This window comes from Polaribacter sp. M10 (assembly GCF_054968445.1).
Genome location: NZ_JBSSBG010000002.1, coordinates 340,435 through 365,997, shown reverse-complemented (window position 1 = coordinate 365,997; position 25,563 = coordinate 340,435). Strand labels below are relative to the sequence as shown.

Genomic DNA, 25,563 nt, shown 5'->3' with positions numbered 1-25,563 from the left:
ATCAAGAAAAATAGAAACAAGCACAACACAACCTTTTAAATTAAAAAGTTGATCAAGAAAAAACACTGTATAAAACCTTAACATTTCACTCTTTTTGGGCTATTCAAAAATCTAATTCTAAAAACTAACTTCTCTTTTAGATTATTTTTAATAATTTGCTTTTTATTAAAGATGATAACTAAAAACTTGTATGGAATTTAATGATATTAACAATAATCATTACTCAACAAAAAAACATTTTATAGTTTTTTTAGTGCTTTTTTTAAGCTGTACTTTTAACTTTTACAGCCAGAAAAAAAACATTAAAAACAACTTTTACAAAAAAGCCATTTCTTTAAGATTCAGCAATCAAGATAGCGCAATTTATTATTTTAAAAAGGGTTACGATGTAAGTATTCAGCAAAAAGATACAGTTGATGCCATTAAATATTTAATGGGACTTTCGGATTTATATTCGCACAAACTTAATTACGAAAAATCTTACGATGGCTATTGGAAAGCGCTTTTGTTAGCAGAAAAATCGAACGATTCTATTTCTAAACCTAAAATTTATATTGGTTTAGGTTGGCTCTATAGTTTTTATAAGAGAAATGAAAAAGCGATTGAATATTTTAATAAATCTTCTGCAATTCGAAAAGAGTTAATCAACAGAAAACAGAAAAACAAAAATAGTTTGTCTCAGAACTATTTTGCCCTTGTTTGCCATTACAGAACCAACAATAACTTTACCAAAGCACGTTTGTATTTAGACAGTTTAAAACTAGTGCAAGATGCAAAACAGAAATCTAACAAAAGTTTTTATTACGAATCTGAATTTGGGTATTTGGCTGCGCTTGATGGAGATCATAAAACCGCTTTACAAAAACTGTATCGTTCAAAAAAATATTTCGAGAGCAATACTCCATCTTACTTAGTGGTTATTCATACACTTATTGCAAAAGTGTTTCTTAGTATAAACGAATATCAAAAAGCGGAAAATAATTTTAAAAAATCATTAGAAATATCAGAAAAATACAACAGTCATTTAAATTACAGACTCGATGTTTACAATCAACTTTACCAACTGTGTTTAAGAAACAACAGGTATAAAAAAGCCATTAGTTACTTAAAAAAGGCAAATGAGTTAGACCATAAAATATTTGGAATTAACAGTCCAGAAAACGCGCCTCTTTTCGAAATAAAAGATCAATATAGAATTGAAAAAGACAAACAAACTCAACTGATTAATCAACAAAAAATTAAAGCTTTAGAGCGTGAAGATAAAATATGGTTTTTGCAAAGTATTCTCTTAGTTATTACCATTATTTTTCTAATTCTATTTGGATATTTTTACTTTCAGAAGATTAGAGAAAAGCACAAAAACGAACAACATCTTTTAAAAGAAAAGCAAAAACTAGAACTTAAAAGACAAAAAGAAATTATTGAAATTAAAAACAAAGAATTAACGGAATCTGCACTTAGAATTATTGAAAAAGACGAATTTATAGACAGTATAAATAAAAAACTTAGAAACCAAAGTGGCAAAATTGATGTTACTATTATTAAAAGAATTATTAAAAATATTCAAGGAAATTCTAAAAGCAACTGGTCTGAGTTTGAAGCCAGATTTACAAGTATAAATCAGAGTTTTTATAAAGAATTAAAAACGAAGTTTCCGAACTTAAGACAATCTGATTTAAAATTATGTGCGCTTGCAAAATTAAATTTCTCTAGTAAAGATATGGCCAAACTTTTAGGAATTTCTGTAGAAAGCGTGCATACTTCTAGAAGTAGATTGCGTAAAAAATTAGGTTTAAACAGAAATGATAACTTAGAAGAATTTATCAATAACTTATAATTTATATATGTAAAAAAGGCTAAATTTCTTTCTGTAAAAAGTGATTTATCATTTCTTTTAAATAGGTTTTTGTATGTAACATTGCATCATTAAAATCTTTGGCAGCACTCATAATATCATCCGCATACAAAATTCCAATACTGTCTAATTCTTTTTTCTTCATTTCTATTTTACCACAAAAAGCAGCCACGTTTATCTGTTGTTTTTTGGCAGATTCTAAAACACCTTGTATGGTTTTACCAGACAAAGTTTGGCTGTCTAATTTACCTTCGCCAGTAATAATCCAATCTGTATTTTTAATTTTTTCATCAAAATTAGCCAGGTTTTTTACCAATTGAATTCCTGGTTCTAAAGATCCGTTTAAAAATAATTTAGAAGCAATTCCCATTCCACCTGCAGCACCTGCACCTTTTACAGACTGAACATCGATTGTAAAAACATCGTTTAAAATTTTAGCAAAATCTTCTAATCCTTTATTTAGTAAAATAATTTCTTTTTCTGATGCTCCTTTTTGCGCTCCATACACATAAGCAGCTCCGTTTTTGCCATATAAAGGATTGGTAACATCGCAAGCAATTTTAAAATCTACATGGCTTAATCCTTGATGAATTTCTGAAGCATTTATCGATTTAATTTTCGATAAATTTGCACCAATTGGCTTTACTACATTATTATTTTCATCTAAAAATTGATACCCTAAAGCAGCAGCCATTCCTATTCCACAATCGTTAGTTGCACTACCTCCAATACCTAAAATAATTGTTTTTGCACCTTTATTTATGGCATCAGCAATCATTTCACCAGTTCCAAAAGTGGTGGCATTTATACAATCGAATTCAGTTTTATCTAATAATTTAACACCAGAAGCCTCAGCCATTTCTATAAACGCAGTTTTAGAATTTTCTGAATATAAATACGAAGCTTTAACAGGTTTAAAAAAAGGATTGTTTACAGTAATCTCAATTACTTTTCCTTGTAAATAGAAGTTGACAACCTCAATTGTGCCATCTCCACCATCTGCAAGCGGAAGTTGAACAACCTCTATATTAGAATTTTTTGCTAGAATTTCTTTTTTTACAATTTCGCAAAAGTCTAAACCTGTAAGCGAATTTTTAAATTTATCTGGTGCTATAACAATTTTCAAAACTTAATTTTTAACTTAGAAAATTAACTAAAAACATTGCTAAAATTACAATGATGATAAAGTAACCTAATAATAATGCAACTTCTTTTTTACCTCCTTTATAAAATACAACTTCTAAACCTTCTCTAGCTTCTCTTTTTATTACCAAACTTACTGTATAAGCTACAAACATAGTTACCAAACAGCCAATTGCGTTCCACCAAAACCAAAACACATTAGGTACATACAACCATAAATACATGTTAAAAGCTACACCTGCAATTATACCAATATTGGCACCTAAAGCGTGGGTTCTTTTTGTTAAAATTGCCAAGATAAAAGCGGCTAAAATTGGGCCGTAAAAAATAGAACTAATTTTATTAATCACCTCAATTACAGTACCTTCTATACTCCCTGCAAAAAATGCAAAAAACAGACAAACTAATCCCCAGAAAACAGATAATAATCTAGAATAAGATACATATTGTTTGTCGGAAATATTAGGTTTAAATCTTTTGATAAAATCTTCTAAAGAAACTGCGGATAACGAATTTACTGTAGAACTTAATGATGACATTGCTGCAGACATTATAGCCACAATTAAAATACCAATAATACCATTTGGTAAATATTTAATGATAAAAACTGGCACCATTAAATCTGCTTTTTTGCCTTCTAAACTTCCAATATTTGTTTGATAAACGCTATCCATTAAAGATTGAAAACTTGCATCTTGCAACAACAAAGTTCCTAAAACCAAACCCATAACACAATAAGTTAGTGTAATAGGAAAACGCAATAAACCATTGGCTAACAATAATTTTTTAATGGTTGGCATGCCTTTGGCAGATAATAATCTTTGCGATTGTGTTTGGTCTGTACCATAATAAGAAGCGTATAAAAAGAAACCTCCAATTACCATTGGCCAAAAACCAAACTCATCATTTTTATCAGCATTATTAAAACCCCATTTAGAAAAATCTACAGCAGTTAACCTTTCTTTATCTACATTAGTTAAAAAGTTTTCGAAACCACCAAGTTCGCTAATACCATAAATTAAACAAACTACAATACCAAAAAAGAGAATACACATTTGTATTACATCTCCCCAAATAACAGCTTTCATTCCTCCTTGAAAAGAGTAAATCATTGTAATAATTCCGATGATTAATACTGAAATCCAAAAGTCGATACCCACAGTTGCTTGTAAAATTAAAGCCATTGTGTACACCATAACTCCTGTTGCAACAGATCTACTAATTTGAAAAACAAAACTGATTAACAATCTAGATGAAGCATCGAAACGCTTTTCTAAATACTCGTAAACACTTACAATACCAGAATTATATAAAGTAGGAATTATTGCAATTAACAGAAATGCCATTGCCAAAGGCACACCAAATTCGTAGGTTAACCATTGCAAACCTCCACCTTCTTTTAATCCTACAAAAGCAGGTGCAGAAATAAAACTAATGGCAGAAAGTTGAGTTGCCATGGTTGATAAACTCAATGGAAACCAACCCATAGATTGCCCTCCTAAAAAGTAATCTTTAGAATTTTTGTTCTCTTTAAAAAAGTAACCTATTCCTAAAAAACCTAATAGGTAAACTACAATAATTATGTAATCTATATAATTCATTATTCTATATTTTGTGCATTGTTAAAAGTATAATTTAATTATTTAACATATCTAACAGCAAAGCTGCACTCCACGAAAAATCTCCTCCACCATAACCAGCTTTACCATTAGTATGCATTTCTTTTCTAGAATCGAAATATTCGTAAAATCCATTTTTAGCAATTAAATCTATTGAATCTTGTTTTACTCGTTCTGAAATAGCATTGTAATCGTAATTTTTTAATCCGTAGAAAAGCATCCAATTTAGGTTGATCCAAACAGGACCTCTCCAATATTTTTTAGGATTAAAACGATCGCTATCAGGATCGAAAGAAGCACATAAATATTGATGTTCTCCTCCAAATTTTTCTAACATCACTTTTACCATTTTATCTGCTCTTTCTTGCGATGGAATATTTGCAAATAATGGCGCAAAAGACGATGATGATAAATATCTTAAAGGCTTTTCGTTTCTTAAATCGTAGTGAATGTAAGCTCCTAATTCGTCATCATATAATTTTTCGTTAAATGATTTTATACTTTGTGCTTGCCAATTTTTTAGTTGATCAATTTTATCAGTATTACCTCCAATTTCTTGATACAATTGAATTAAACTTTCGTTCGATTTTATCAACATTGCATTAAACAAGGGATCTTGCACTAAAAACGGCGATAATTCTGCTATTTTTTCATCACTATAATGATGCTCTTTTGCAATTTCTATAATGTGTAAATAATGATCGTATTCTCTTTTTGTTGGTCTTTCTGATGCATCTACGTGAGTTGTATCTCTTCTTTCAAAAGTATAATTTGGCGGATTCATTGTTGCCCAAATATCATCCCAAATAGGAGAATTGTCTGTACCAGATTCCCAATTATGATAAATATAAACTAAACCTTCATTTTTTGGATCTCTGTGATTGTAAAAATACTCATGATTAAAATACACTTTATCAATTACAGTTTCTAAATACTTTAGCGTTTGCGATTTATCCTTACTAATTTTATACATCTCTTCTAGCACAAAACCAGTTACAGGTGGCTGTGTCATACCTGTAGATTTGTATTTTTTTGATGCCAAAGGATGCAAATCTGATCTATGAAAACTGGCTCCTGGAAAATAACTATCGTTTTCTGTATGAAACACAATGTGTGGGATAAATCCGTTTTCCCATTGAGCATCTAACAACGTTTCTATTTCTTTTTCTGCATTTTGCATGTTAAAATGTGCAAAACCAATGGCAATAAAACCAGAATCCCATTTCCACTGAAAAGGATATAAATTGGCACAAGGAATACTAAAATTCCCTTTCCAGTTGTTATTTAAAATTTCTATTGCTTTTTCTTGTAAATCTTTCATTCTCTAAATTGTATTGATTTGAATTTTTTGAATTAAAACTCACTACTTAATACTACATTAAGTAGTGAGAAAACTATAAATAATAAACTACTATTAATTAAAAATTGATTGGGATTGTAATGAACTTCTTTTTATAAAATTTGCAATTTTTTTAATATATATTAAGATTAAAAATCTCACTACTTAATACCTACATCAAGTAGTGAGAAATCTGATAATTATTAAAGAAACTGGGGAACTAAAAATTGAAAGTTGCCGTTAAAAACATTCTTCTTGGTAAAATTGGTCTACCAAAGAAAAACTCTGCATCTCCTGCTTGATTTACATTTCTTGGATCTCCTTCTGTAACTCCAGAGTCGTCGAATAAATTAAATACAGAAAAACCAATTCTTAAGTTTTCATTACGTTCTTCTGCTTTATTTAATTGAAATGTATAACCTGCTCCTATTCTAAAGATATTTATAGCCTCTAACTCTACATTATTGTTATCTGCTGTAAATTTACTTCCTGTATGATTTAAGGTAAACTGACCATCGAAATTACTATTGTCATAATGCAAACCTAAGCTTGTTAAAAAGTTCGGTTGTCTTGCCAATTCGTTTCCTACATTTACTTCAGATGATCCTCCATTTACCAAATCTTCATCTGTATTTTTGGTAATTTCATGATCTTGATACGTTGCTGTACCTCTAAAATCTAAATTATTCGATAATTTATAAGACCAATTTGCCTCTAAACCTAAAGTAGCTGTACTTTGTTCTGATCTTGTTAAATCTACTAAAGCTCCACTTACAAAACCTTGTGTAATTTTAATTCTGTCTTTTAAACTAACATAATAAGCTGCTAAAGAACCCGATAATTTTTCTGTACCTAATTTAGCACCAACCTCAAATTGCGTAATTTTTTCTGAATCGTAGTTGGTATTTGGTATCCCAGCAACTGGTGCAAAACCTCTTATTTGCGGAAAGAAAAATCCTCTAGAAAAGTTAGCATATAAATTTACATTATCTGTTAAATTATGCAATGCAGCTAAAGAGATTGCCCAATCAGAAGCTTCTACATCTGCTCTAACAAAACTACCATCTGCAAATTGTACATTTGCTAAATCTGATGATAGATTTGCATCATCATATACTGTACTACTTACCACATTACCTTTGCTAAAAGTACCTTTTGTACTTTCTATTCTTATACCAGCATCAAAACGCCATTTGTCAAAAACCATTTCATCTGTTAAATAAAATGCAGTTTTAGTTTGTGATAAAAAATTGTTAGATGTCATACCAATTCTGTTGTACAAACCACCTTCAGAATACGTTACATTATTACCACTTGCGTCTACAAAACTTAAATTTACCAAACGTGGATTATTATTAAATTCTGATAAAACTCTGTATTGATAATTTACATCTTCTGCTTCTGTTCTAGCTAAATAAACACCTGCAGTAATGTTATGACTCCCTGCGTCTGTTTCTATTGTTTTTGTTAAAGATGCTTCACCAGAATAATCTGTCATAGGTCTTAAACGATCTACGTGTAAGTTTTCTACAACTAAATCATTTGAATTTATTGTACCTATTCCTCCTTGATATTGAGCATCATATCCTAAATTTCCTGGAGCCACATTGTTGATGTAATCTCCTAAAGTTAATGGGTTGTTATAAGTTCCATTACCACCAATATACAATGCAAAATTGTGCTTATAGTTTGCGTATTTTACTTTTGATTTAAATTTTAAATCATCAGCAAAATTATAATTAAAATCTCCCATTACATATCCACCCTGAGTAAAAACTCCATCTTCAATCGGACTTTCGTAAGCACCACCAGCAGTTAAAAAAGAAGTATTTGCTAACTGACCCGATAATAATTGAGAAACAGCTTCGCCATCATTACCAGCAATTCTATTTCTGTTACCATCTAAAGGTAAAGGCATAAAGAATTGTGCATTATCATTAATCAACTGTCCGTGAATGGTAAAAGAACCATTTTCAAACTTCTTTTTAATGTTAGCTCTAAACTGCACTCCTTTTGTTGGCATTCCTGTTTCTATTGGCCCATCATCTTTTCTTACAAAACCTGTAAAAGCGTAATAAGTATTAGAATCTTCGCCACCTAATTTACCTCCTGTATAGAAATCCGTTTTTAATCTACCTTTATCTGCCCATTCTACATTTATTAGGTTTTCATCATTAGAATCACCTGTTTTACTTGTGTAGTTAATAATACCTGCAACAGAACCAGCACCATATAAAACAGCGGCTCCACCCCTTACAAATTCAACTCCTTTAAAACCAACATCTGGTCTTGCATACACATCGTGTGCAGAAGAGTTTAATCCGAAAGTACTCATTAACGGCATTCCATCATATTGTAAAGGATTAAATACATACTGACCTCCAGAAGGCAAACCTCTAACAAAAACGTTAGATGCTGTTTCACCTCCACCACCTTCTGCAGTAATACCTGGAATACTTCTAATGATATCTGCCTGCGAATTCGCAGAAAGTTTGGTAATTTCTTTTTGTTTTACAGAACTGATAGACATTGGCGTTTCTTTTTGAGACCTAAATGTAGCAGAAGCTGTTAAAACTACTTCGTCTAATTGAGCACCACCTTCTTCTAAAACAACGTTTATAGTTAAAGATGAACCCGTTAAATTAATCGCTTTTTCAAAGGTTTTATATCCTATATAGGATACTTGGATAGTCTGTGAACCAGTGCTTGTGGTTGTAAAATTAAAATTTCCGTCAAAATCAGAAGATCCACCAGAAGTTGTCCCTTTAATTAGAACACTTGCACTTGGTATTGGGTTACCAGAAGTGTCTTTTACAGTTCCTTTAACTACTGTTTGCCCATAAGTTGCAGAAAAGCCTACAATGCAAATTAATGTTAGTAATATTTCTTTCATTTTTTATGATTTAGTTAATTATGAAGTAAATTTATTGACAAATGCATTGTTTATTTGTCATTTTATTACGAAAAAATAATGCAAACGTTTGCGGGAACGTTTGTTTTATTTACTTTTATGAAATTAATTCTAATTTTCATGAAAAAAGAAGTTACCACTCTAAAAAAAATTGCACAACTGCTTGAGGTTTCAACATCGACAGTTTCTAGAGCGTTAAATAATCATCCAGATATTAGCGAAGAAACTTCTAAAAAAGTAAAAAACCTAGCAAAGAAATTAAACTATATGCCCAATATTTTTGCAAAGGGATTTAGGCAACACAGAACTAACATTATTGGTGTAATTGTACCCAATATTCTATCTTATTTTACATCGTCTATACTTAAAGAAATACTACTACAAGCAGAAACTAAAGGATATCGAGTTATTATTTCTGAATCTAATAATGATGTAAATAAAGAAAAAGAAATGTTACACACCATGTTACAATTTGGTGTAGATGGCATCTTAATGTCTTTAACCAAACACACAGTAAATGTAGAACCTATTTTATATGCATTGCATCAAAAACCATTAATTCTGTTCGATAAAGTTTCTAGTAAAGTTCCTTGTACACAAATTATAATTAATGGAGAAGAAGCAGCTTTTAATGCTGTAGAACACCTCATTAATATCGGAAAAAAAAGAATTGCTATTCTTAAAGAATTTGAACAATCTTACAATTCTGAAAAGCGTTTTCAAGGGTATTTAAGAGCTTTAAAAACAAACCATATTCCTGTAGATGAAAAGTTAATTTTAAGTACACATGATATTTCTTTAAAAAAAGGCAGAAGACTAACTAGCCAATTAATTACGCTAAAAGAAAAGCCAGATGCTATTTTTTCTATTACTGATGCAGCTGCAATTGGCGCAATACAAACCTTAAAAAAGTTTAACTTTAAAATTCCTGAAGAGGTAGCCGTTATCGGTTTTAGCAACTCTTTAAGTTCTACAATTGTTGAACCAGGACTTACCACTATAGATCAGCCAGGAAATAGAATTGGAGAAATGGCTGTAAAATACCTCATCAAAGAAATAGAAGAACCCAAAGAAAATTTATCTAGTAAAACCGTAGAAATAAAAACCAATTTAATTATTAGAGACTCTACTTTAGTATCTCTATAAAAGCATGTTTTTCTTATAATTTACTAGACAATTAATCAAAATACCTGAACAAAATGAGATAGAATTAAGAATACGAATTAGTGCTCTTAATTAAACCATTTGTATTACTACATATCAAATTAAAAGTCCACCTTTAAAGTTTAAAATCAACTTTAAAAATGAAAAAAACATATCTTTTCTTAACAGTCATAATTTTTAGCTTTTTTATTAATTGTAAAAAAGAAGTTGTAAAAAACTCTGGTAAAAACATACCTGAAAAACCAAAATTTGCATGGAGCAACACCTATATTACTATTGATGAAAGAGTAAATAAACTTATTGAAGCAATGACATTAGAAGAAAAAATTTCTCAAATGTTAGATGTTTGCCCTCCAATAGAACGTTTAGGAATTCCTGAATACAATTGGTGGAATGAAGCTTTGCACGGAGTTGCAAGAAATGGAAGAGCCACAGTTTTTCCTCAAGCCATTGGTTTAGGTGCTACTTTTGATCCGGATTTAATTCTTAAAGTAGGAACTGCAATTTCTGATGAAGCTAGAGCAAAATATAATGAAGCTATTAAAATTGATAACAGGAGCAGATATGCTGGCTTAACTTTTTGGTCTCCAAACGTTAATATTTTTAGAGATCCAAGATGGGGTCGTGGACAAGAAACGTATGGAGAAGATCCGTTTTTAACCAGTAAAATTGGGGTTTCTTTTGTAAAAGGTTTACAAGGTGATGATCCTAATTATATAAAAGCAGCAGCTTGCGCAAAACATTATGCAGTGCATAGTGGTCCTGAAGAATTTAGACACAGTTTTAATGCGGTTGTTAATAAAAAAGATTTATTCGAAACGTATTTACCTGCTTTTGAAGCTTTGGTAAAAGAAGGAAATGTAGAAGGAGTAATGGGCGCATACAACAGAACTTTAGGCGCTCCTTGTTGTGGTAGCCCGTATTTATTGCAAGATATTTTAAGAGATAATTGGGGGTTTAAAGGTTATATTGTTTCAGATTGTGGTGCAATTGCAGATTTTCATAGGTTTCATAAAGTAACTCAAACTCCAGAAGAATCTGCGGCTTTGGCTTTAAAAAGTGGTACCAATATTAACTGTGGTAATGTATATAAAGTTTTAAAAAGTGCGTTAGATCAAGGTTTAATTACATTAGAATTATTAGATACAAGATTAAAAGAAAACCTCTTAACACGTTTTAAATTAGGCATGTTCGATCCTATAGGAGCAAATCCGTATGATAAAATTACTGCAGAGGTTGTAGATTCTAAAAAACACAGAAAAATTGCGCTAGAAGCTGCACAAAAATCGATTGTTTTACTAAAAAACAAGAACAACATTTTACCTTTAAAAAAGGATATTAGAACTTTGTATGTTGTTGGTCCAAATGCTTCTAACGAAGAAGTTTTATTAGGGAATTACTATGGATTAACAAGCAATACCCAAACTATTTTAGACGGTATTGTTGGCAAAGTAAGTCCTGGAACTAGTATCAATTATAAATCTGGAGTATTGCCTTTTAGAGAAAATGTAAACCCTATAGATTGGTCTACAGGAGAAGCTGGTGCCTCTGATGTTTGTATTGCTGTTATGGGAATTTCTGCTCTTTTAGAAGGCGAAGAAGGAGAAGCAATTGCTTCTAGTGAAAAAGGAGATAGAACAGGAATTAAACTACCAGAAAATCAAATTAAATACATCAAAAAAATTAGAAGCAAAACCAAAAAACCGATTGTTTTGGTGTTAACAGGTGGTAGCCCAATTGCAATTCCTGAGTTATACGATTTGGTAGATGCAGTTTTATTTGTTTGGTATCCAGGTGAAGAAGGTGGTACAGCTGTTGCTGATGTTATTTTTGGTGATGTTTCTCCTTCAGGAAAACTCCCAATTACTTTTCCTAAATCTGTAGATCAATTGCCTGCTTATGAAGATTATAATATGAAAGGCAGAACTTATAAATATATGAAAGAAGAGCCTTTATTTCCTTTCGGATTTGGCTTAACCTACACAAATTTCGAATACAAAGATTTACAAATAAATGATGATTATAAAACCACAGTTACCTTACAAAATAAAGGTGAAACTGATGCTGAAGAAGTTGTACAACTGTACATTAGCTCTCCATTAGCAGGCAAAAAAGATCCAATTTACGATTTAAAAGCTTTCAAAAGAGTATTTTTAAAAGCTGGTGAATCTAAAGAAATCACTTTTAATTTATCAAAAGATAGCTTTCATCAATTTAATGAAAATGGAAATAAAGTAATTCGAAAAGGAACTTATCAACTTTATGTAAATGGAGCATTACCATCAAAAAGAAGTGAAGATTTAGGGAGTTCAAAAGCCATTAAAACAACCATCAACTTTTAAAAATCAATCATATGAAAAAAATACTATTTGCTGTTTTAGCAGTTTCTATAATTATAACAAGTTGTAAGGCAAATCAAGAAATTAAAGTTGTAAAAAAAGAAAAAAATAAGGTTTTAATTTTCTCTAAAACAAATGGCTGGAGACATAAATCTATACCTTCTGGAATAGCAGCCATTAAAAAATTAGGTATAGAAAATGATTTTTTAGTAGAAGCTACAGAAGATAGTTTACAATTTAATTATCAGAATTTAAAAAAATATAAAAGCATCATTTTTTTAAATACTACTGGTGATGTTTTAAACACTGAACAAGAAAAAGCCTTCGAAGAATATATTAATAAAGGTGGAGGTTTTGTGGGAATTCACGCTGCAAGTGATACAGAATTTAAATGGCCTTTTTATTCAGAAATGATTGGCGCTCAATTTCAATCGCATCCAAAGCAACAAAAAGCTAAGCTTATTGTTCACAAAGAAAATAATCATCCAGCAATTGCTCATTATGGTAATTCTTTTGAGCATTTTGATGAATGGTATAACTTTAAAAAACCGGTTGCTAAACATGTAAATGTACTTTTAGAATTAGATGAAAGTTCTTATTCTGGTAAACAAATGGGAACAAAACATGCTATTGCTTGGTATCATCATTATGAAGGTGGTCGTATTTTTTATACAGGAATGGGTCACACTATTAAATCTTACCAAAATCAAGATTTTTTAACGCATTTAAAAGAAGGAATTCTTTGGTCTATGGATAAAACCAATGTTAAAATTGATGAAAATGGCGAAAATTTAATAGATGTAAATTTATCTAAATGGGATGTTTGGATGGGTGCTGTTCATCCTACTGTAGACATTGATTTTGAGAAATCTAAAGATGTTAGAAAAGGAAAACCAATGGGTTTAAATAATGATCCTAAAAAAGTGTTTTCTGTAATTAAAGAAAATGGCGAAAATGTTTTAAAAATTACTGGTGAAATCTATGGTGGATTAACTACCAAAAACGAATATGGAAATTATCATTTTACAACACAATTTAAATGGGGAGAAAAAAAATGGGCTCCTCGTTTAAAGGATAAAAGAGATAGTGGAATTCTATATCATGCACAAGGTGTTCATGGTGCTTTTTGGAATGTTTGGATGGCCAGTTTAGAATACCAAGTACAAGAAGATGATTGTGGCGATTATATTGCTTTAGGTAATGTTTATGGTGATACTCCTGTTGAAGAAAAAACGCGAGAAAATGGTAAAAAATATTTTGTGTACCATCCAAAAGGTGAGCTAACTCCTTTAAAATGGGGTAAAAATTTTAAAGCAGAACAAGCTAGTAAATCTACTTTACACGAAAAAGCAAATGGAGAATGGAATACTTTAGAAATTTATTGTTTAGGGAATGAAAGTATTCACTTAGTAAATGGTCATGTTGTAAACCGAGTTAAAAATGCAAAATATAATATTGGTGATAGAACAATAGCCATAGACAAAGGAAAAATTCAAATACAATCTGAAGCAGCAGAAGTGTATTATAAAAACATAAAAATCAGGCCTATTTCTAAATTTCCATCAGAATTTAAAAACCTGTAATTGCATCGTAAATAATAACTATTTCATCTTTTTCTTTATGATAAAAGTCATCATAAACTATTGATTTTTAGAGTGATTTTAGTTACAAACTAAACAATTTAAATATGAATTTCATAAAAAAAATACTATTAATAATTATAGTTTCTTGCTTGGTAACATCTTGCAAAACCAGTAAAAAAGAAACCGTAAAATCTACCCCAAAATACACTGCAGATTGGGAGTCTTTAAAACAACACGAAACACCTGAGTGGTTTTTAGATGCAAAATTTGGTATTTATTGTCACTGGGGGCCATATTCTGTACCTGAATATGAAAACGAATGGTATGCACATTGGATGTATGTGCACAAAGACAACCCAGAAGCCAGAAATGGAAAAGCGAGCAAGTTTAACAAACATCACACAGAAACTTATGGTTCTTTAGATAAATTTGGCTACAAAGATTTTATCCCCATGTTTAAAGCAGAAAAATTTGATGCAGCAGAATGGGCAGATTTATTTGAAAAAGCAGGAGCAAAATTTGCGGGTCCAGTTTCTGAACACGCAGATGGTTTTGCAATGTGGGATAGTGAACTAACAGAATGGAATGCCAAAAATATGGGTCCAAAACGTGATGTTATGGGCGAATTATCGAAAGAAATCCGTAAAAGAGGGATGAAATTTATTGCTACTTATCATCGTCAGTGGTTATATGCATGGTTTCCTACTTGGGATAAAACTACAGATGCTTCAGACCCAAAATACGCAGGTTTATATGGACCAAAAGTAAAAAAAGGCGACTTTCAATATCCATACAATCCTCATGAAATAGATGAAGGCGTTGAAAGATATTATCCGCTTGCTGATAAAGAATTTAATGACGAATGGTTAAACCGATTAAAAGAAATTGTTGATAAATACAATCCTGATTTGGTTTGGTTTGATAATAAAATGGATGTGGTTAGTGAAGCACATCGAAAGGAATTTTTAGAGTATTATTATAATCACGCAGAAAAAAAGAATCAAGAAGTAGTATCTACTTATAAATTTTATGATTTTGCAAAAGGAACTGCAGTTTTAGATTTAGAACGCTCTAGAATGAAAGAAAAACAGCCTTTTCCTTGGTTAACTGATGATTCTATTGATTGGAAATCATGGTCTCATATTAGCAATCCTAGGTATAAATCTACCAATCGTTTAATCGATTTTTTAGTGGATGTGGTTAGTAAAAATGGCGCGGTTTTATTAAATATTACACCAAGAGCAGATGGTACAATTCCTGAACCTGTAAAAGAGCGTTTGTTAGAAATGGGCCAATGGTTAACAGTAAATGGAGAAGCTATTTATGGCACTAGAACCTTTGAAATTTATGGAGAAGGTGATGCCGAAATTATTGAAGGACATTTAAGTGAAGAAAAAAATGCAGACAACACATCAAGAGACATTCGTTTTACAACAAAAGGAAATATTCTTTACGCTACTGTTTTAGATTGGCCAAAAAATGGCGAACTAAAAATAAAATCGTTAAAGAAAGGAAGTGAACTGTACAAGAACGAAATTTCTACTATAGAAATGCTAGGGATTAAAGGAGTTTTAAAGTTTAACAGAACCTCTGAAAACTTAATTATTCAACTACCCAAAAAAGTAGGTGAGCATGCATTTTGTTTTAAAATAATACCTAAAAAATAAACTGAATTGTGTATATAATTATTCAATTAGGTTCTCTTATTTTAATAGTTAATAATTGGAAAGTTAAGACCAAGAGCTGTTCCTTTCGATCTTACTTATACAAATCAGGTAAGTATAACGCATTGAATTTTAAATACATAAGAATCTATCTATAGTTATTGGAATCTATATCTATTTTAACGAATAGATATACTTATTCTTTTAAATACAATAAAAGGCTCAATCATATTTTTAAAAAAATATGATTGAGCCTTTTTAATTTTGTTACAACAAAAAAAGGTTTCATAAACCAATTTTAATAGACTTCTAATTTAGAAGATTACAGCACTGATTTCCGTATAATTTATAGTTGATAAACAAAATGTTTATCAAGTAAATTAAAACACTTGTAGCATCCTTTAAAACATATGAAGACAATAATACCGTGTTACATTAATAACAATTTGTAATTATTCTAGAAATAGAAATCTTTAACAAAATGATACTTGTAACTAATACCATTTACAAATTAAAATTTCGTAATTGTAATTACAATATTGAAACACTTGATTGTGATGAGATGATTTTTATCCACAAAAAAATCCATTTGAAGTAAAATTCAAATGGATTTTTAATAATCAATAAATTAAATTATTATGGCCTTACTTCTTTTTCAACAAAATAGAAGTTATCATAATATATTGTTGCATTAGAGTTATTTGCTTGAGAACTAAAACGTAAATAGAATTTTGTAAATGGTGCCCCAGACTTATAATCTATTTCTTTTGTTACCCATTGACCTGTAGGATGCTGAGTTTCATCTTTATAATCCATCCAGAATTGCCATCCCCAATTGGTAATTAAAAACATACCTCCTACATCTGGACGCACAGTAGTTGATTCATCTATGTACATTTCATATCGTAAAGTATATGTTTTAGTACCATCTAATGCAAGTGCATCTGGCAATATTGCTTGAGCTGCTGTCCATGCCATACCCGGTGTCATAGTTAATTTTAAACTATAATTTCCTGATGCAGCTTTTTCATTTGATCTTTCAGGTGTACCATGAGCTGCATTCCAAACAGACCATCCCATACCAGTTTCTAGACCTGAAATGTCAGGTGAAATTAGATTTACATCATGCATTTTTACAACTTCATCTGCAAATGAAACTGGTGTTCTAGTATCTGTAGATTCTATTCCACTGCCATCTAATAAACTTACTTTAATAACATCTGGTCTATAAATTTTATCCTCTAATACAATATCTAAAATTGTACTGTCATCAGAATTAATAGTTACAGATGCAACTTTAAAATCTACATCATTTACAGTAACTTTAAAGAAACTTTCCTTATTTAAGAAAGGTGAGAACTCACCATTAAACGGAACTTGGATGGTTTCATCTTCTTTTTCAATTATTTGTCCTGCAATTACAAATGGTTGAGAAGAAGGAATTACTTTAAATGGAGATGTTAATTGATAAACTTCTGAATCTCCAGGCACATCTTGTCCTGTTCTACTAGATGTTATTTTAGCCGTAAAATGCCCTAATTTTTTAAAGACAATATCTGCAACTTCTGCACTACTTGAAGCAACTACTTCTTGTGTTCCTTCTTTTGCGTTAATAGTCCAAAATCTTCCTGTTGGTTCTCCAATTGTAGTTTTGTCTATAAATTGAACTTTATCTCCAGCTTCAACATAAATTGTATCTGTACTGGTATGATCTACTACAGCATCAAATTGTTTCACTTCAATTTGCGGAATAATAGTATCAAATACTTTGACTACAAAGGTAGTATCAATAACCCAAGAATTACCTTCTTTTACTGATGCCATTGTATATTCGCCTCTTTCATAATTGAAACCTCTAAAAGTTACAGAATCATTAAACACATTTCGTAATCTAACTTTCTGTAAACCAGAATTATTAAATAATACAAATGCTGATTTTTCATTTGTTATGGTGTCACCATCATTTACAATATATTTTTCAAAAGAAGTTTCTCTACTATTAATAGGTCCTTCTAAAAAATTATTACCCTTTTCTATGGTCCAACTATGTTCTGTATATCCTTGAGATAAATCTAAGAAGGCCATATAATCGTAAATATTTAACTGTATTATACTACTTTGTCCTGCACCAGTATAAAACCCAACATCAGAAAATGAGTTTGGCGCTTCATATTCATCATCTGTACAAGATGTAAAAAGCAAACTAATGAATGCGATTAATATTAATGTATTTTTCATGTTTTTCGTATTTTTTAATTATAAAATTGAATTAAAATAAATCTTAAAAGATTTTTATTCACCTCCAAGTACTGGGTTTGTAATTGTTTCTCCATTAGGTAATCTCCAGTAAGCATGTAGGCTTTCGTTATAATTAACAGCTGCTTCTTGAAATTCATTCCAAGATTCATCTACTGTAGGATCTCCAGGAGCCAATTCAACAACAATAGAACCCCAACGTGTAGGACCTGCTGTACCATCTGCTTGTGTCCAATAGTAATGATCTCCTTTATATCTTTTTGCTGCCAATTCTGCAAATCGTTGTTTTTTAACTCCCCATCTTCTTAAATCAACATTTCTTGTTCCTCCATGTCCTTCACATGATAATTCTAATGGATATTCTTTATATCTTAAATGCTCCATTAAACTGGTTGCATCATAAGCTATATTATCATGGTCATTTAATGGGTATTCTCCAGTACCATTAAGTCCTAACAATTGAACACCTGAACGTCTTCTAACCCTATTAATATATACTAATGCTTCATCTACATCACCAGCTTCAATCAAACATTCTGCATATTGTAAATAGATCTCTGCTAGTCTTATTAAACGTTGGTTAACACCACTTCTCACTTTACCAGGAGATCTTGCAGCTTCACTTTCGAATCCTAAATCCCAATTGGTATGTTTTCTCCAATAACATGACATTTTATTTTGAAAATGATGTGCCTCAACAGGCGTATCTTCTCCATAATAACCCAATGATGTATCATCTACTATTGCAACAGACCAAGAAGTTCTTAAACTAAATTTTCTAAAACTTTCTGTACCATCATCAGCAATTATTTTGTTTCTTGGATCTGCATAATCTATAACTTCATTTCTATATTCTAAAATTAACCAGTTTGCAGGAATACCACCATTCCACCCACCAATAGGAGTTAATTTTTGTTGAATTGATGATGCACCAGTATCTCTCCAGTCCCACTGGTTTAATTCTCCTTTATAATCAGTTGAACGTACTATTTCTAGAATTGATTCTTCATTCAATTCATCCATAGTAGTAAAATTACTACCTATATTACTTGTTAATGAGTATCCATAATTATCTATTACGTTTTTAAAATATACTGCTGCAATAGAAAAATCGTTATCAGCCAAATAAGATTGTCCAAGAACAGCTTCTGCAGCTCCTGCAGTAATTCTACCTTTTTCTTTAGGATCTTCCCAAGCAATTGGTAAGCTGTTTTTAGCATATTCTAAATCTGCTCTGTAAAAATCTTTAATTTCTTGTGCAGTACTTACGCCTCTATAAAAACCATGTTCTCCACCTGGCACTACATCCCAAAGAACAACTTCTCCGTTATTAAATGTTGTGCTTAAAATAAAATACGCAAAACCTCTCATAAAAGTTGCTTGAGCCTTTACCAATACAGCTTCTGCCTTTTCATCTTCACTACTTAAAGTACCTATTAGTTTATCTGAAGCTTCTATAACTTGGTTTGCTCTAAAAATTGTAGTATACAGTTGAGACCATTTGGTTTCTGCTTCTGCTGAAGCTTCGTTAAAAGTTTGAAGATAACGATCATTTACATTAAAAGGTCTTTGCCAACCTGTACCCCAAGCAAGATCACTTCTAACTAACTCGTCTAATAACATATAATTGTTATCGCTACTAAATGATTTATATGTTGCAATTAGACCAACATTTAAATCGTCTACTGTATTCCAAAAACTATCTGTAGATAACTGATTGGGATTTGATTTTTCTAGAAAATCTTCTGAGCAACCAACCAATGCTACAAGAAATAACATTATTATAGTTAGTTTACCTATTTTTATATTTTTCATTTTATATTGTTTTGTGTGAATTTTTATATCTATTACTTTCATATTATTGGATATAGATTAAAATCCTAGTTGTATACCTGCTCTAATCTGAGAACTTACAGGATATGTACCTTTATCAATACCTCTAGTACTTAAACCGTTGTTTCCTACCTCAGGGTCGTACCCTGTATACTTTGTTAAGGTTACTAAATTTTGCCCAGCAACATAAAATCTTAATCTAGACAATTTTAATTTGTTTAATAGACTTTTTTTGAAATTATAACCTAATGTTATGTTACGTAACCTTACGTAAGTACCATCTTCTAACCAAAAATCATTTCTTCCTCTAAAGTTATCATGTGTTTGAGCACCTCTGTAAACTGGAATATTTGAAGTTGGATTTTGAGCAGAATACTGATAAATTAAATCTTGATGATTACCATATTGGTAAGCATAAGCTTTACTACCATTCATTAATTTTCCACCAAATGCTCCATATACTTGTGCAGAAAGATCAAAGTTTTTATAAGAAACAGACCCATTAAAACCAATTTCAAAATCTGGTGTACCACTACCAACATATTGTCTATCATTAATATCGATAACTCCATCACCTGCATCTGGTACTCCATCACCATCAGTATCTACAGTTAATGCATCTACCAATCTTAAATCTCCTACTTTTGCTCCACTACCTGGAAATTCTTCAAGATATGCTTCTAATTCTCCTTCTCTAATAATTCCGTCTGTTTTAATTAAGAAAAATGCTCCTCCTTCATAACCTTCTGCCAATACAGAAACATAATCTCTATCATTAGGTGTACCTGCTACATTACTATCACTAAAGTAAATGATTTTATTAGAACCACTCATTTTAGTGATTTCATTACTATTTTTAGTGAAATTTAAACCAGCATTCCATCTTACATTTCCTCTATGCTTATAATTTAATGAATATTCAACACCATAATTCTGCATATCACCAACATTTAAAACTACAGTAGCATCACTTCCAGATCCTGCACCTACTGTAGGAGGTAAGTATACTGGGAATAACATATCTCTTTTGTTTGTTGTATAAATATCTTGAGAAAAGGTTAATCTATTATTAAAAAATGATAAATCAAAACCAAGATTTTTAGAAACAGATGTTTCCCAAGAAACTAATTCATTTGCATATGCTTGTTGTGTTGCACCTAATACTAAGTTTTGATCATCTCCTGCTCCAAATACATAATCGTTTTCTAAAGTAATTGTTGGTGCATATGAGTAATCTGCAATACCTTGGTTACCTGTAGTACCATAACTAGCTCTAATTTTAAAACTATTCACTACATTTTTAAATGATTCCCAAAAGTATTCGTCTGAAACATTCCAACCAGCAGAAAAAGAAGGAAAAACTCCCCAATGTTGGTTTTTAAATCTTGATGAACCATCTCTACGCACACTAGCACTTAATAAATATTTTCCCTTATAATTATATTGTAAACGAGCTAACATACCAATAAGTGAGTTTTCTCTATCTTGCGCCCATTGACCTGTTCCTGAACCTGCTAAAGAATCTCCTGTTGCACCGTTTAAGACTGTAATATCGTTACTATTTATATCAAATTTTTGTGCAAAAAATGAAGTGTAACTATATTCCTCAGCAGAATAAACTCCAACAAAATTTAAATTATGATCTCCAAAAGATTTTTTCCAATTGATAATATTTTCCCATGAAAACCTAACCGAAGTTGAGCTAGCATTGTAAATTCTAGATTGATCTCCTGGTAATGGATCACCATCCCAATTATATGCAACAAATTCAGGATTAATAGTTCTTCTTGTTGTGTTTTCCCAACCTGAAGATATTCTTGAGGTAAATCTTAAATTTTTATTAAAACTATAAGTTACATCTAACCTACCATCAAAATATTGCTTTTCTTCATTATCAGTCTGAAGTAATCTTCTACCCATATAAGATAAATTGTCTCCTGAACTTCCATCTCCAGCATCTGCAATAGACTCTAAGTTATCCTCAAGATCTATTTGTAAAGCTTGGTATCTATAAGCTTCTCTTAATAATCCCCAAGGTGCTATTTGTTTATCTTCAACTCTAAAAGAAAGACCAGTCTTTATATTCCATTTTCCTTTTTTAATTTGAGCATTTGTTCTAACATTAAATCTATCAAACCCAGAATTATAAACCATACCATCTTGAGAGAATAAATTTCCTACAATGCTATAAGTTAAACCAGCTTTACCTCCAGAAAGATTTAAACTGTAATTTTCAATTGGTGCAGCATCATTCTGTATAAAATCAATTAAATTTGTATTATTTGTTAACTGAGATGTATTGTTTTCTGCACTATGCCATGTGTTTCCATAAATGTTTCCATTTTGAGACCAAGATTGTAAGAAATGAGAATATAACTTATCTTCTCTATCCATAATATGAGTTACAGAAGTAATGTTTTGTACACCATAATAAGCATTAACATTAATTTTCATTACACCTTCTTTACCTTTTTTAGTTGTAATTAAAATTACACCTGCTGCTCCACGAGTTCCATAAATTGCTGCAGAAGCTGCATCTTTAAGAACATCTATACTTTCTACCTCACTAGGACTTAATTGAGGGTCACCTTCAAAAGGAATTCCGTCTACTACATATAATGGTCTATTAGAACCATTAATAGAAGTTAACCCACGAATCATAACGTTTGCTTCAGAACCTGGAGCACCATCACTAGCAACTACAGTTACCCCTGCAATTTGACCTTGAAGTGCAGAACTTAAATCTGACGTAGAAGTTTTCATTAATTCTTCTGCCTTAATTTGTACAACAGCTCCTGTAAGTTCCTTTTTCTTTTGAGTTCCATAACCAACAACTACAATTTCATCTAAGGTAGAAGCATCTTCTGATAAAACAATATTTAAAGTTGTTTTATCTGCAACTACAACTTCTTTTGTAGCATATCCAAGAAAAGAGAACACTAATGTTTTGCCTTTGTCTACTTCAAGTATGTAATTACCATCAAAATCTGTAATTGTACCTATTCTAGTACCTTTAATGTTTATAGTTGCTCCAGGCAATGGCTCACCACCTCCAGTAACAACACCACGTACTGTAACTTTTTGAGCATAGATTGCACTAACACTCATAAAAAATGTAAACATTAAAAGAATCGATTTTAACCGCAATTCCTTGAATTTCTTTTTTTCAAGTAAATTAATCTTCATTTTATTTATTTTTTGGTTTATTCAAACAAATATTGAATTTATCTTGTTTTTTAAGGGCGTTAAATGTTCTATTTAGGAAAACATATTGACATTAAAATAAAAACATTTACTTTAAATTCAATTTAAACGCTTGACTTACAATGAATAACGGAAAATCACTTGTATAACACATAGAAAAAGGAGTTAATTTAACACATAATACGATTAATTTTACAAACTTAATACTTAAGAAATAAACTTCAATGAACATCTTTTTAGATTTATAAAATTTAGTTAAAATTGAAGCTAGATTAACGATAAAAATCCTATTTAAAACTATTCTGCAAATGTCAAAATTAGTTTTAAATAGGATTTCTATTAAAGAAATAATCGATTAATTAATTCACAAAAATGAGAAAAGAAAGTAATATTAATTGCTTTTTAATGCTTTTTGCTTCTAAAAAAATTAAATATTATTTGGTATGCGTGGTAAAACCTCTTATGTATTGATAATTCCAAGTTTTGTATTCGTGAGTTAAACCCCAACGTAAAATTTCTGTTGGTCCTTTTTCTGTATCTGCAGTTCTGTTTAAACCAATAGCATGTGGTGCATCTTTTACAGCGCCTTTAATTTCGAAATTTATTCCATCAGGAGACCATTGTACCGTATTTCTTTCTGGCCCATCTGTAGTAATTAATGATGCTATACCACCATTATATGGCCAAACACAAATTTCGTGTCCACTATTAGAAATAGGATTATACTTTGATTTAATATATGGTCCTTTAGGATTGTCTGCAATTGCAACTCCATGTCTTATTTGACGACCACCAAATGTATATTGCTCTCCCATTTGCTCTCCTTTGTAATACAAGTAGAATTTTCCTTTAAAAGGTAAAATACAAGGATCGTGTACTTTATGACTATCAAAATCTCCTTTTTTTACTACAGATCTTCGATCTTGCAAATCATCTCCTAACCATTCTCCATTGTCTGCAGGACTCAAAATTGGCTCTTTACTTTTGGTCCAAGGTCCGTTTGGTGAATTAGACCAAGATAAACCAACTTGATTTTTTACTCTTTTATTATATGGCGATTTTACAGTTTGATAACACAGGTAGTACATCCCTTCGTGTTCCATAATTTCTACTGTAAATACAGATCTATCATCATAACTTCCTTTTTCTCCACGTTTTACAGCTACACCTTCTTCTTTCCAAGTTATACCATCTTTTGAGGTTGCGTACCAAATATCGCATCTATCCCAAGGAAAAACCTTATCTTTTTCAACATCACCATAAAAACCTTGAGTTTTGCCTGTACTTTTAGAATACCACACATAATACAATCCATTATGTTTAATAATAGCACTTGGATCTCTTCTTACAACTCCTTCTTCGTAGGCTAAATCTCCTTTTAAATCGTAAATTTTGTGTTCAAAATACCAATCTTTTGTAGCATCTTTGGGCCATTTTAAAGCTCTTTTAGAAGCAGCGCTTAAATACTCTTTATTGGTAATCCCTAAATAATCTTGTTCTTCATCAGAAACTATTATTTCTTTTTTTTGAATTTTACTATCAGATTTACTTTGTTTATCGCATGAAAAAAATGAAAAAAACAAACACAGTAGTATTAATTGACTAACTCTTGTCATTATCTATTATTTTAAACTATTACTATAAGCTACAATTACAATACCTACAACCATACAAACTAATCCAAAATACAAGAAGCTTTTCGCTTTTTTAGAAGCTTTTACCCATTCTTTGGTAATTAAACCACTTACAATTGCAGTTACAACACAGGCTGTATTAAAAATTGCATAACCAATACTCCCTCCAAGTTCTCCCAATTTAAATGCAGCATAAGCAAAAACAACAGATGCAGCAAAATTGAATACTCCCATTACAGATGTAAGCATTATGTTTTTACCTAAATGAGATGTTTTGAATTTTCCCCATAATTTTTTTGAAGTTAGCTGCTGAGCAAAATAGATTGCAATAGCAACACCACCAGCCATATATATAACGTACATTACAGCAATTGCACTTTTCCAAGAAGCATTTCCTTGTGCTTGAGACGCTTTGTCTATAATTTCTGCACCATAAGAATTTGCAAAACTAAATCCTGTTGCTAATAAACCACCAATAACAGCAATTAAAATACCAGTAAAAATTGAACCGCTTTTCTTTTCTTCATTTGCCTCATCTTTCTGGCGAATAATTCCGGCTCTACCATTTGCCATAACTCCAACTAACACTACTAACAAACCTGCAATAATAGTTAGAAAAACGTTTGTTGCAGGAACACCTGAAACGAAGAAAGGAATTAAAGATCCTACTAAAATAATAGTTCCAATAAAAATTGAGAATCCTAAAGATAGCCCTATGTAATTAATAGCTTTACCCCACATCATTGCTCCAATACCCCAAGCTATACTAGAAATAATCATTCCTAATAAGACATCATTAGGAATGGCGCCTAATACATCTGAAAAACCATCTATTAGTAAAAATGCTGCAATATTAGGAACTACAAAAGTGTTAATAGCAAAAAACATACTCCATGTGTTTTCGAACTCATAATCTTTTGTAAACTTTTCTGGCAAAGCATATAAGCCTAGTAACAATCCTGCTAGAATTGCAAATAAAACACCTGTAATCATAATTATTTAGTTTTTAGTTAATTTTA

14 protein-coding genes are annotated in these 25,563 nt (G+C 30.8%); 5 read left to right on the top strand and 9 right to left on the bottom strand.

All coding sequences use genetic code 11. The annotated features are described in order from the left end of the window. Positions 1-190 precede the first annotated feature (190 nt). Positions 191-1,837, top strand: a complete 1,647-nt coding sequence (locus ACWYN7_RS04225; protein ID WP_462858600.1) for a tetratricopeptide repeat protein — start codon at positions 191-193, stop codon at positions 1,835-1,837. A gap of 19 nt (positions 1,838-1,856) precedes the next feature. On the opposite strand, the gene ACWYN7_RS04220 is transcribed toward ACWYN7_RS04225, so the two are convergent. The 4 genes from ACWYN7_RS04220 to ACWYN7_RS04205 all read right to left on the bottom strand — a co-directional run bounded on the left by ACWYN7_RS04220 (position 1,857) and on the right by ACWYN7_RS04205 (position 8,849). Beyond that, a complete protein-coding gene (locus tag ACWYN7_RS04220; protein WP_462858599.1) occupies positions 1,857-2,981 on the bottom strand; it encodes a glycerate kinase in 1,125 nt (374 codons plus the stop codon). Positions 2,982-2,991: 10 nt separating this feature from the next. Then, complete coding sequence (locus ACWYN7_RS04215; RefSeq protein ID WP_462858598.1) at positions 2,992-4,599, bottom strand: sodium:solute symporter family protein; 1,608 nt, start codon at positions 4,597-4,599, stop codon at positions 2,992-2,994. A gap of 34 nt (positions 4,600-4,633) precedes the next feature. Continuing rightward, on the bottom strand, positions 4,634-5,938 hold the full coding sequence (locus ACWYN7_RS04210; RefSeq protein WP_462858597.1) for an MGH1-like glycoside hydrolase domain-containing protein: 1,305 nt from the start codon (positions 5,936-5,938) through the stop codon (positions 4,634-4,636). A gap of 238 nt (positions 5,939-6,176) precedes the next feature. Continuing rightward, positions 6,177-8,849, bottom strand: a complete 2,673-nt coding sequence (locus tag ACWYN7_RS04205) for a TonB-dependent receptor domain-containing protein (RefSeq protein ID WP_462858596.1) — start codon at positions 8,847-8,849, stop codon at positions 6,177-6,179. A 138-nt stretch (positions 8,850-8,987) separates the two neighbouring features. Here ACWYN7_RS04205 and ACWYN7_RS04200 point away from each other — a divergent pair, with 138 nt between their 5' ends. The 4 genes from ACWYN7_RS04200 (at position 8,988) to ACWYN7_RS04185 (ending at position 15,620) form a co-directional block, all read left to right on the top strand. Continuing rightward, complete coding sequence (locus tag ACWYN7_RS04200; protein WP_462858595.1) at positions 8,988-10,013, top strand: LacI family DNA-binding transcriptional regulator; 1,026 nt, start codon at positions 8,988-8,990, stop codon at positions 10,011-10,013. A gap of 158 nt (positions 10,014-10,171) precedes the next feature. Beyond that, the gene (locus tag ACWYN7_RS04195) at positions 10,172-12,373 is read left to right on the top strand and encodes a glycoside hydrolase family 3 C-terminal domain-containing protein (protein ID WP_462858594.1); all 2,202 of its coding nucleotides are present in this window, start codon (positions 10,172-10,174) and stop codon (positions 12,371-12,373) included. Between the two features lie 11 nt (positions 12,374-12,384). Further along, entirely contained in the window at positions 12,385-13,953 is a 1,569-nt protein-coding gene (locus ACWYN7_RS04190) for a ThuA domain-containing protein (protein ID WP_462858593.1), read from the top strand. Between the two features lie 104 nt (positions 13,954-14,057). Continuing rightward, on the top strand, positions 14,058-15,620 hold the full coding sequence (locus ACWYN7_RS04185) for an alpha-L-fucosidase (RefSeq protein ID WP_462858592.1): 1,563 nt from the start codon (positions 14,058-14,060) through the stop codon (positions 15,618-15,620). Between the two features lie 633 nt (positions 15,621-16,253). Here ACWYN7_RS04185 and ACWYN7_RS04180 read toward each other — a convergent pair. From ACWYN7_RS04180 to ACWYN7_RS04160, 5 genes are all read right to left on the bottom strand, one after another. Next, on the bottom strand, positions 16,254-17,855 hold the full coding sequence (locus ACWYN7_RS04180) for a hypothetical protein (protein ID WP_462858591.1): 1,602 nt from the start codon (positions 17,853-17,855) through the stop codon (positions 16,254-16,256). Between the two features lie 54 nt (positions 17,856-17,909). Further along, positions 17,910-19,688, bottom strand: coding sequence for a RagB/SusD family nutrient uptake outer membrane protein (locus tag ACWYN7_RS04175; RefSeq protein WP_462858590.1), 1,779 nt, complete (start codon positions 19,686-19,688; stop codon positions 17,910-17,912). Positions 19,689-19,745: 57 nt separating this feature from the next. Further along, positions 19,746-22,829: a SusC/RagA family TonB-linked outer membrane protein gene (locus ACWYN7_RS04170; RefSeq protein WP_462858589.1), complete on the bottom strand. Its 3,084-nt coding sequence runs from the start codon at positions 22,827-22,829 to the stop codon at positions 19,746-19,748. Between the two features lie 515 nt (positions 22,830-23,344). Then, on the bottom strand, positions 23,345-24,526 hold the full coding sequence (locus ACWYN7_RS04165; RefSeq protein ID WP_462858588.1) for a glycoside hydrolase family 117 protein: 1,182 nt from the start codon (positions 24,524-24,526) through the stop codon (positions 23,345-23,347). Positions 24,527-24,532: 6 nt separating this feature from the next. Then, positions 24,533-25,537, bottom strand: a complete 1,005-nt coding sequence (locus tag ACWYN7_RS04160; protein WP_462858587.1) for an L-rhamnose/proton symporter RhaT — start codon at positions 25,535-25,537, stop codon at positions 24,533-24,535. Positions 25,538-25,563: the final 26 nt, after the last annotated feature.

What these genes read in the sequence shown, in the direction of transcription:
- ACWYN7_RS04195 (WP_462858594.1), top strand. Translation starts at nt 10,172, where the DNA reads ATGAAAAAAACATATCTTTTCTTAACAGTCATAATTTTTAGCTTTTTT.
- ACWYN7_RS04200 (WP_462858595.1), top strand. Translation starts at nt 8,988, where the DNA reads ATGAAAAAAGAAGTTACCACTCTAAAAAAAATTGCACAACTGCTTGAG.
- ACWYN7_RS04165 (WP_462858588.1), bottom strand. Translation starts at nt 24,526, where the DNA reads ATGACAAGAGTTAGTCAATTAATACTACTGTGTTTGTTTTTTTCATTT.
- ACWYN7_RS04190 (WP_462858593.1), top strand. Translation starts at nt 12,385, where the DNA reads ATGAAAAAAATACTATTTGCTGTTTTAGCAGTTTCTATAATTATAACA.
- ACWYN7_RS04210 (WP_462858597.1), bottom strand. Translation starts at nt 5,938, where the DNA reads ATGAAAGATTTACAAGAAAAAGCAATAGAAATTTTAAATAACAACTGG.
- ACWYN7_RS04185 (WP_462858592.1), top strand. Translation starts at nt 14,058, where the DNA reads ATGAATTTCATAAAAAAAATACTATTAATAATTATAGTTTCTTGCTTG.
- ACWYN7_RS04175 (WP_462858590.1), bottom strand. Translation starts at nt 19,688, where the DNA reads ATGAAAAATATAAAAATAGGTAAACTAACTATAATAATGTTATTTCTT.
- ACWYN7_RS04225 (WP_462858600.1), top strand. Translation starts at nt 191, where the DNA reads ATGGAATTTAATGATATTAACAATAATCATTACTCAACAAAAAAACAT.
- ACWYN7_RS04180 (WP_462858591.1), bottom strand. Translation starts at nt 17,855, where the DNA reads ATGAAAAATACATTAATATTAATCGCATTCATTAGTTTGCTTTTTACA.
- ACWYN7_RS04215 (WP_462858598.1), bottom strand. Translation starts at nt 4,599, where the DNA reads ATGAATTATATAGATTACATAATTATTGTAGTTTACCTATTAGGTTTT.
- ACWYN7_RS04170 (WP_462858589.1), bottom strand. Translation starts at nt 22,829, where the DNA reads ATGTTTACATTTTTTATGAGTGTTAGTGCAATCTATGCTCAAAAAGTT.
- ACWYN7_RS04205 (WP_462858596.1), bottom strand. Translation starts at nt 8,849, where the DNA reads ATGAAAGAAATATTACTAACATTAATTTGCATTGTAGGCTTTTCTGCA.
- ACWYN7_RS04160 (WP_462858587.1), bottom strand. Translation starts at nt 25,537, where the DNA reads ATGATTACAGGTGTTTTATTTGCAATTCTAGCAGGATTGTTACTAGGC.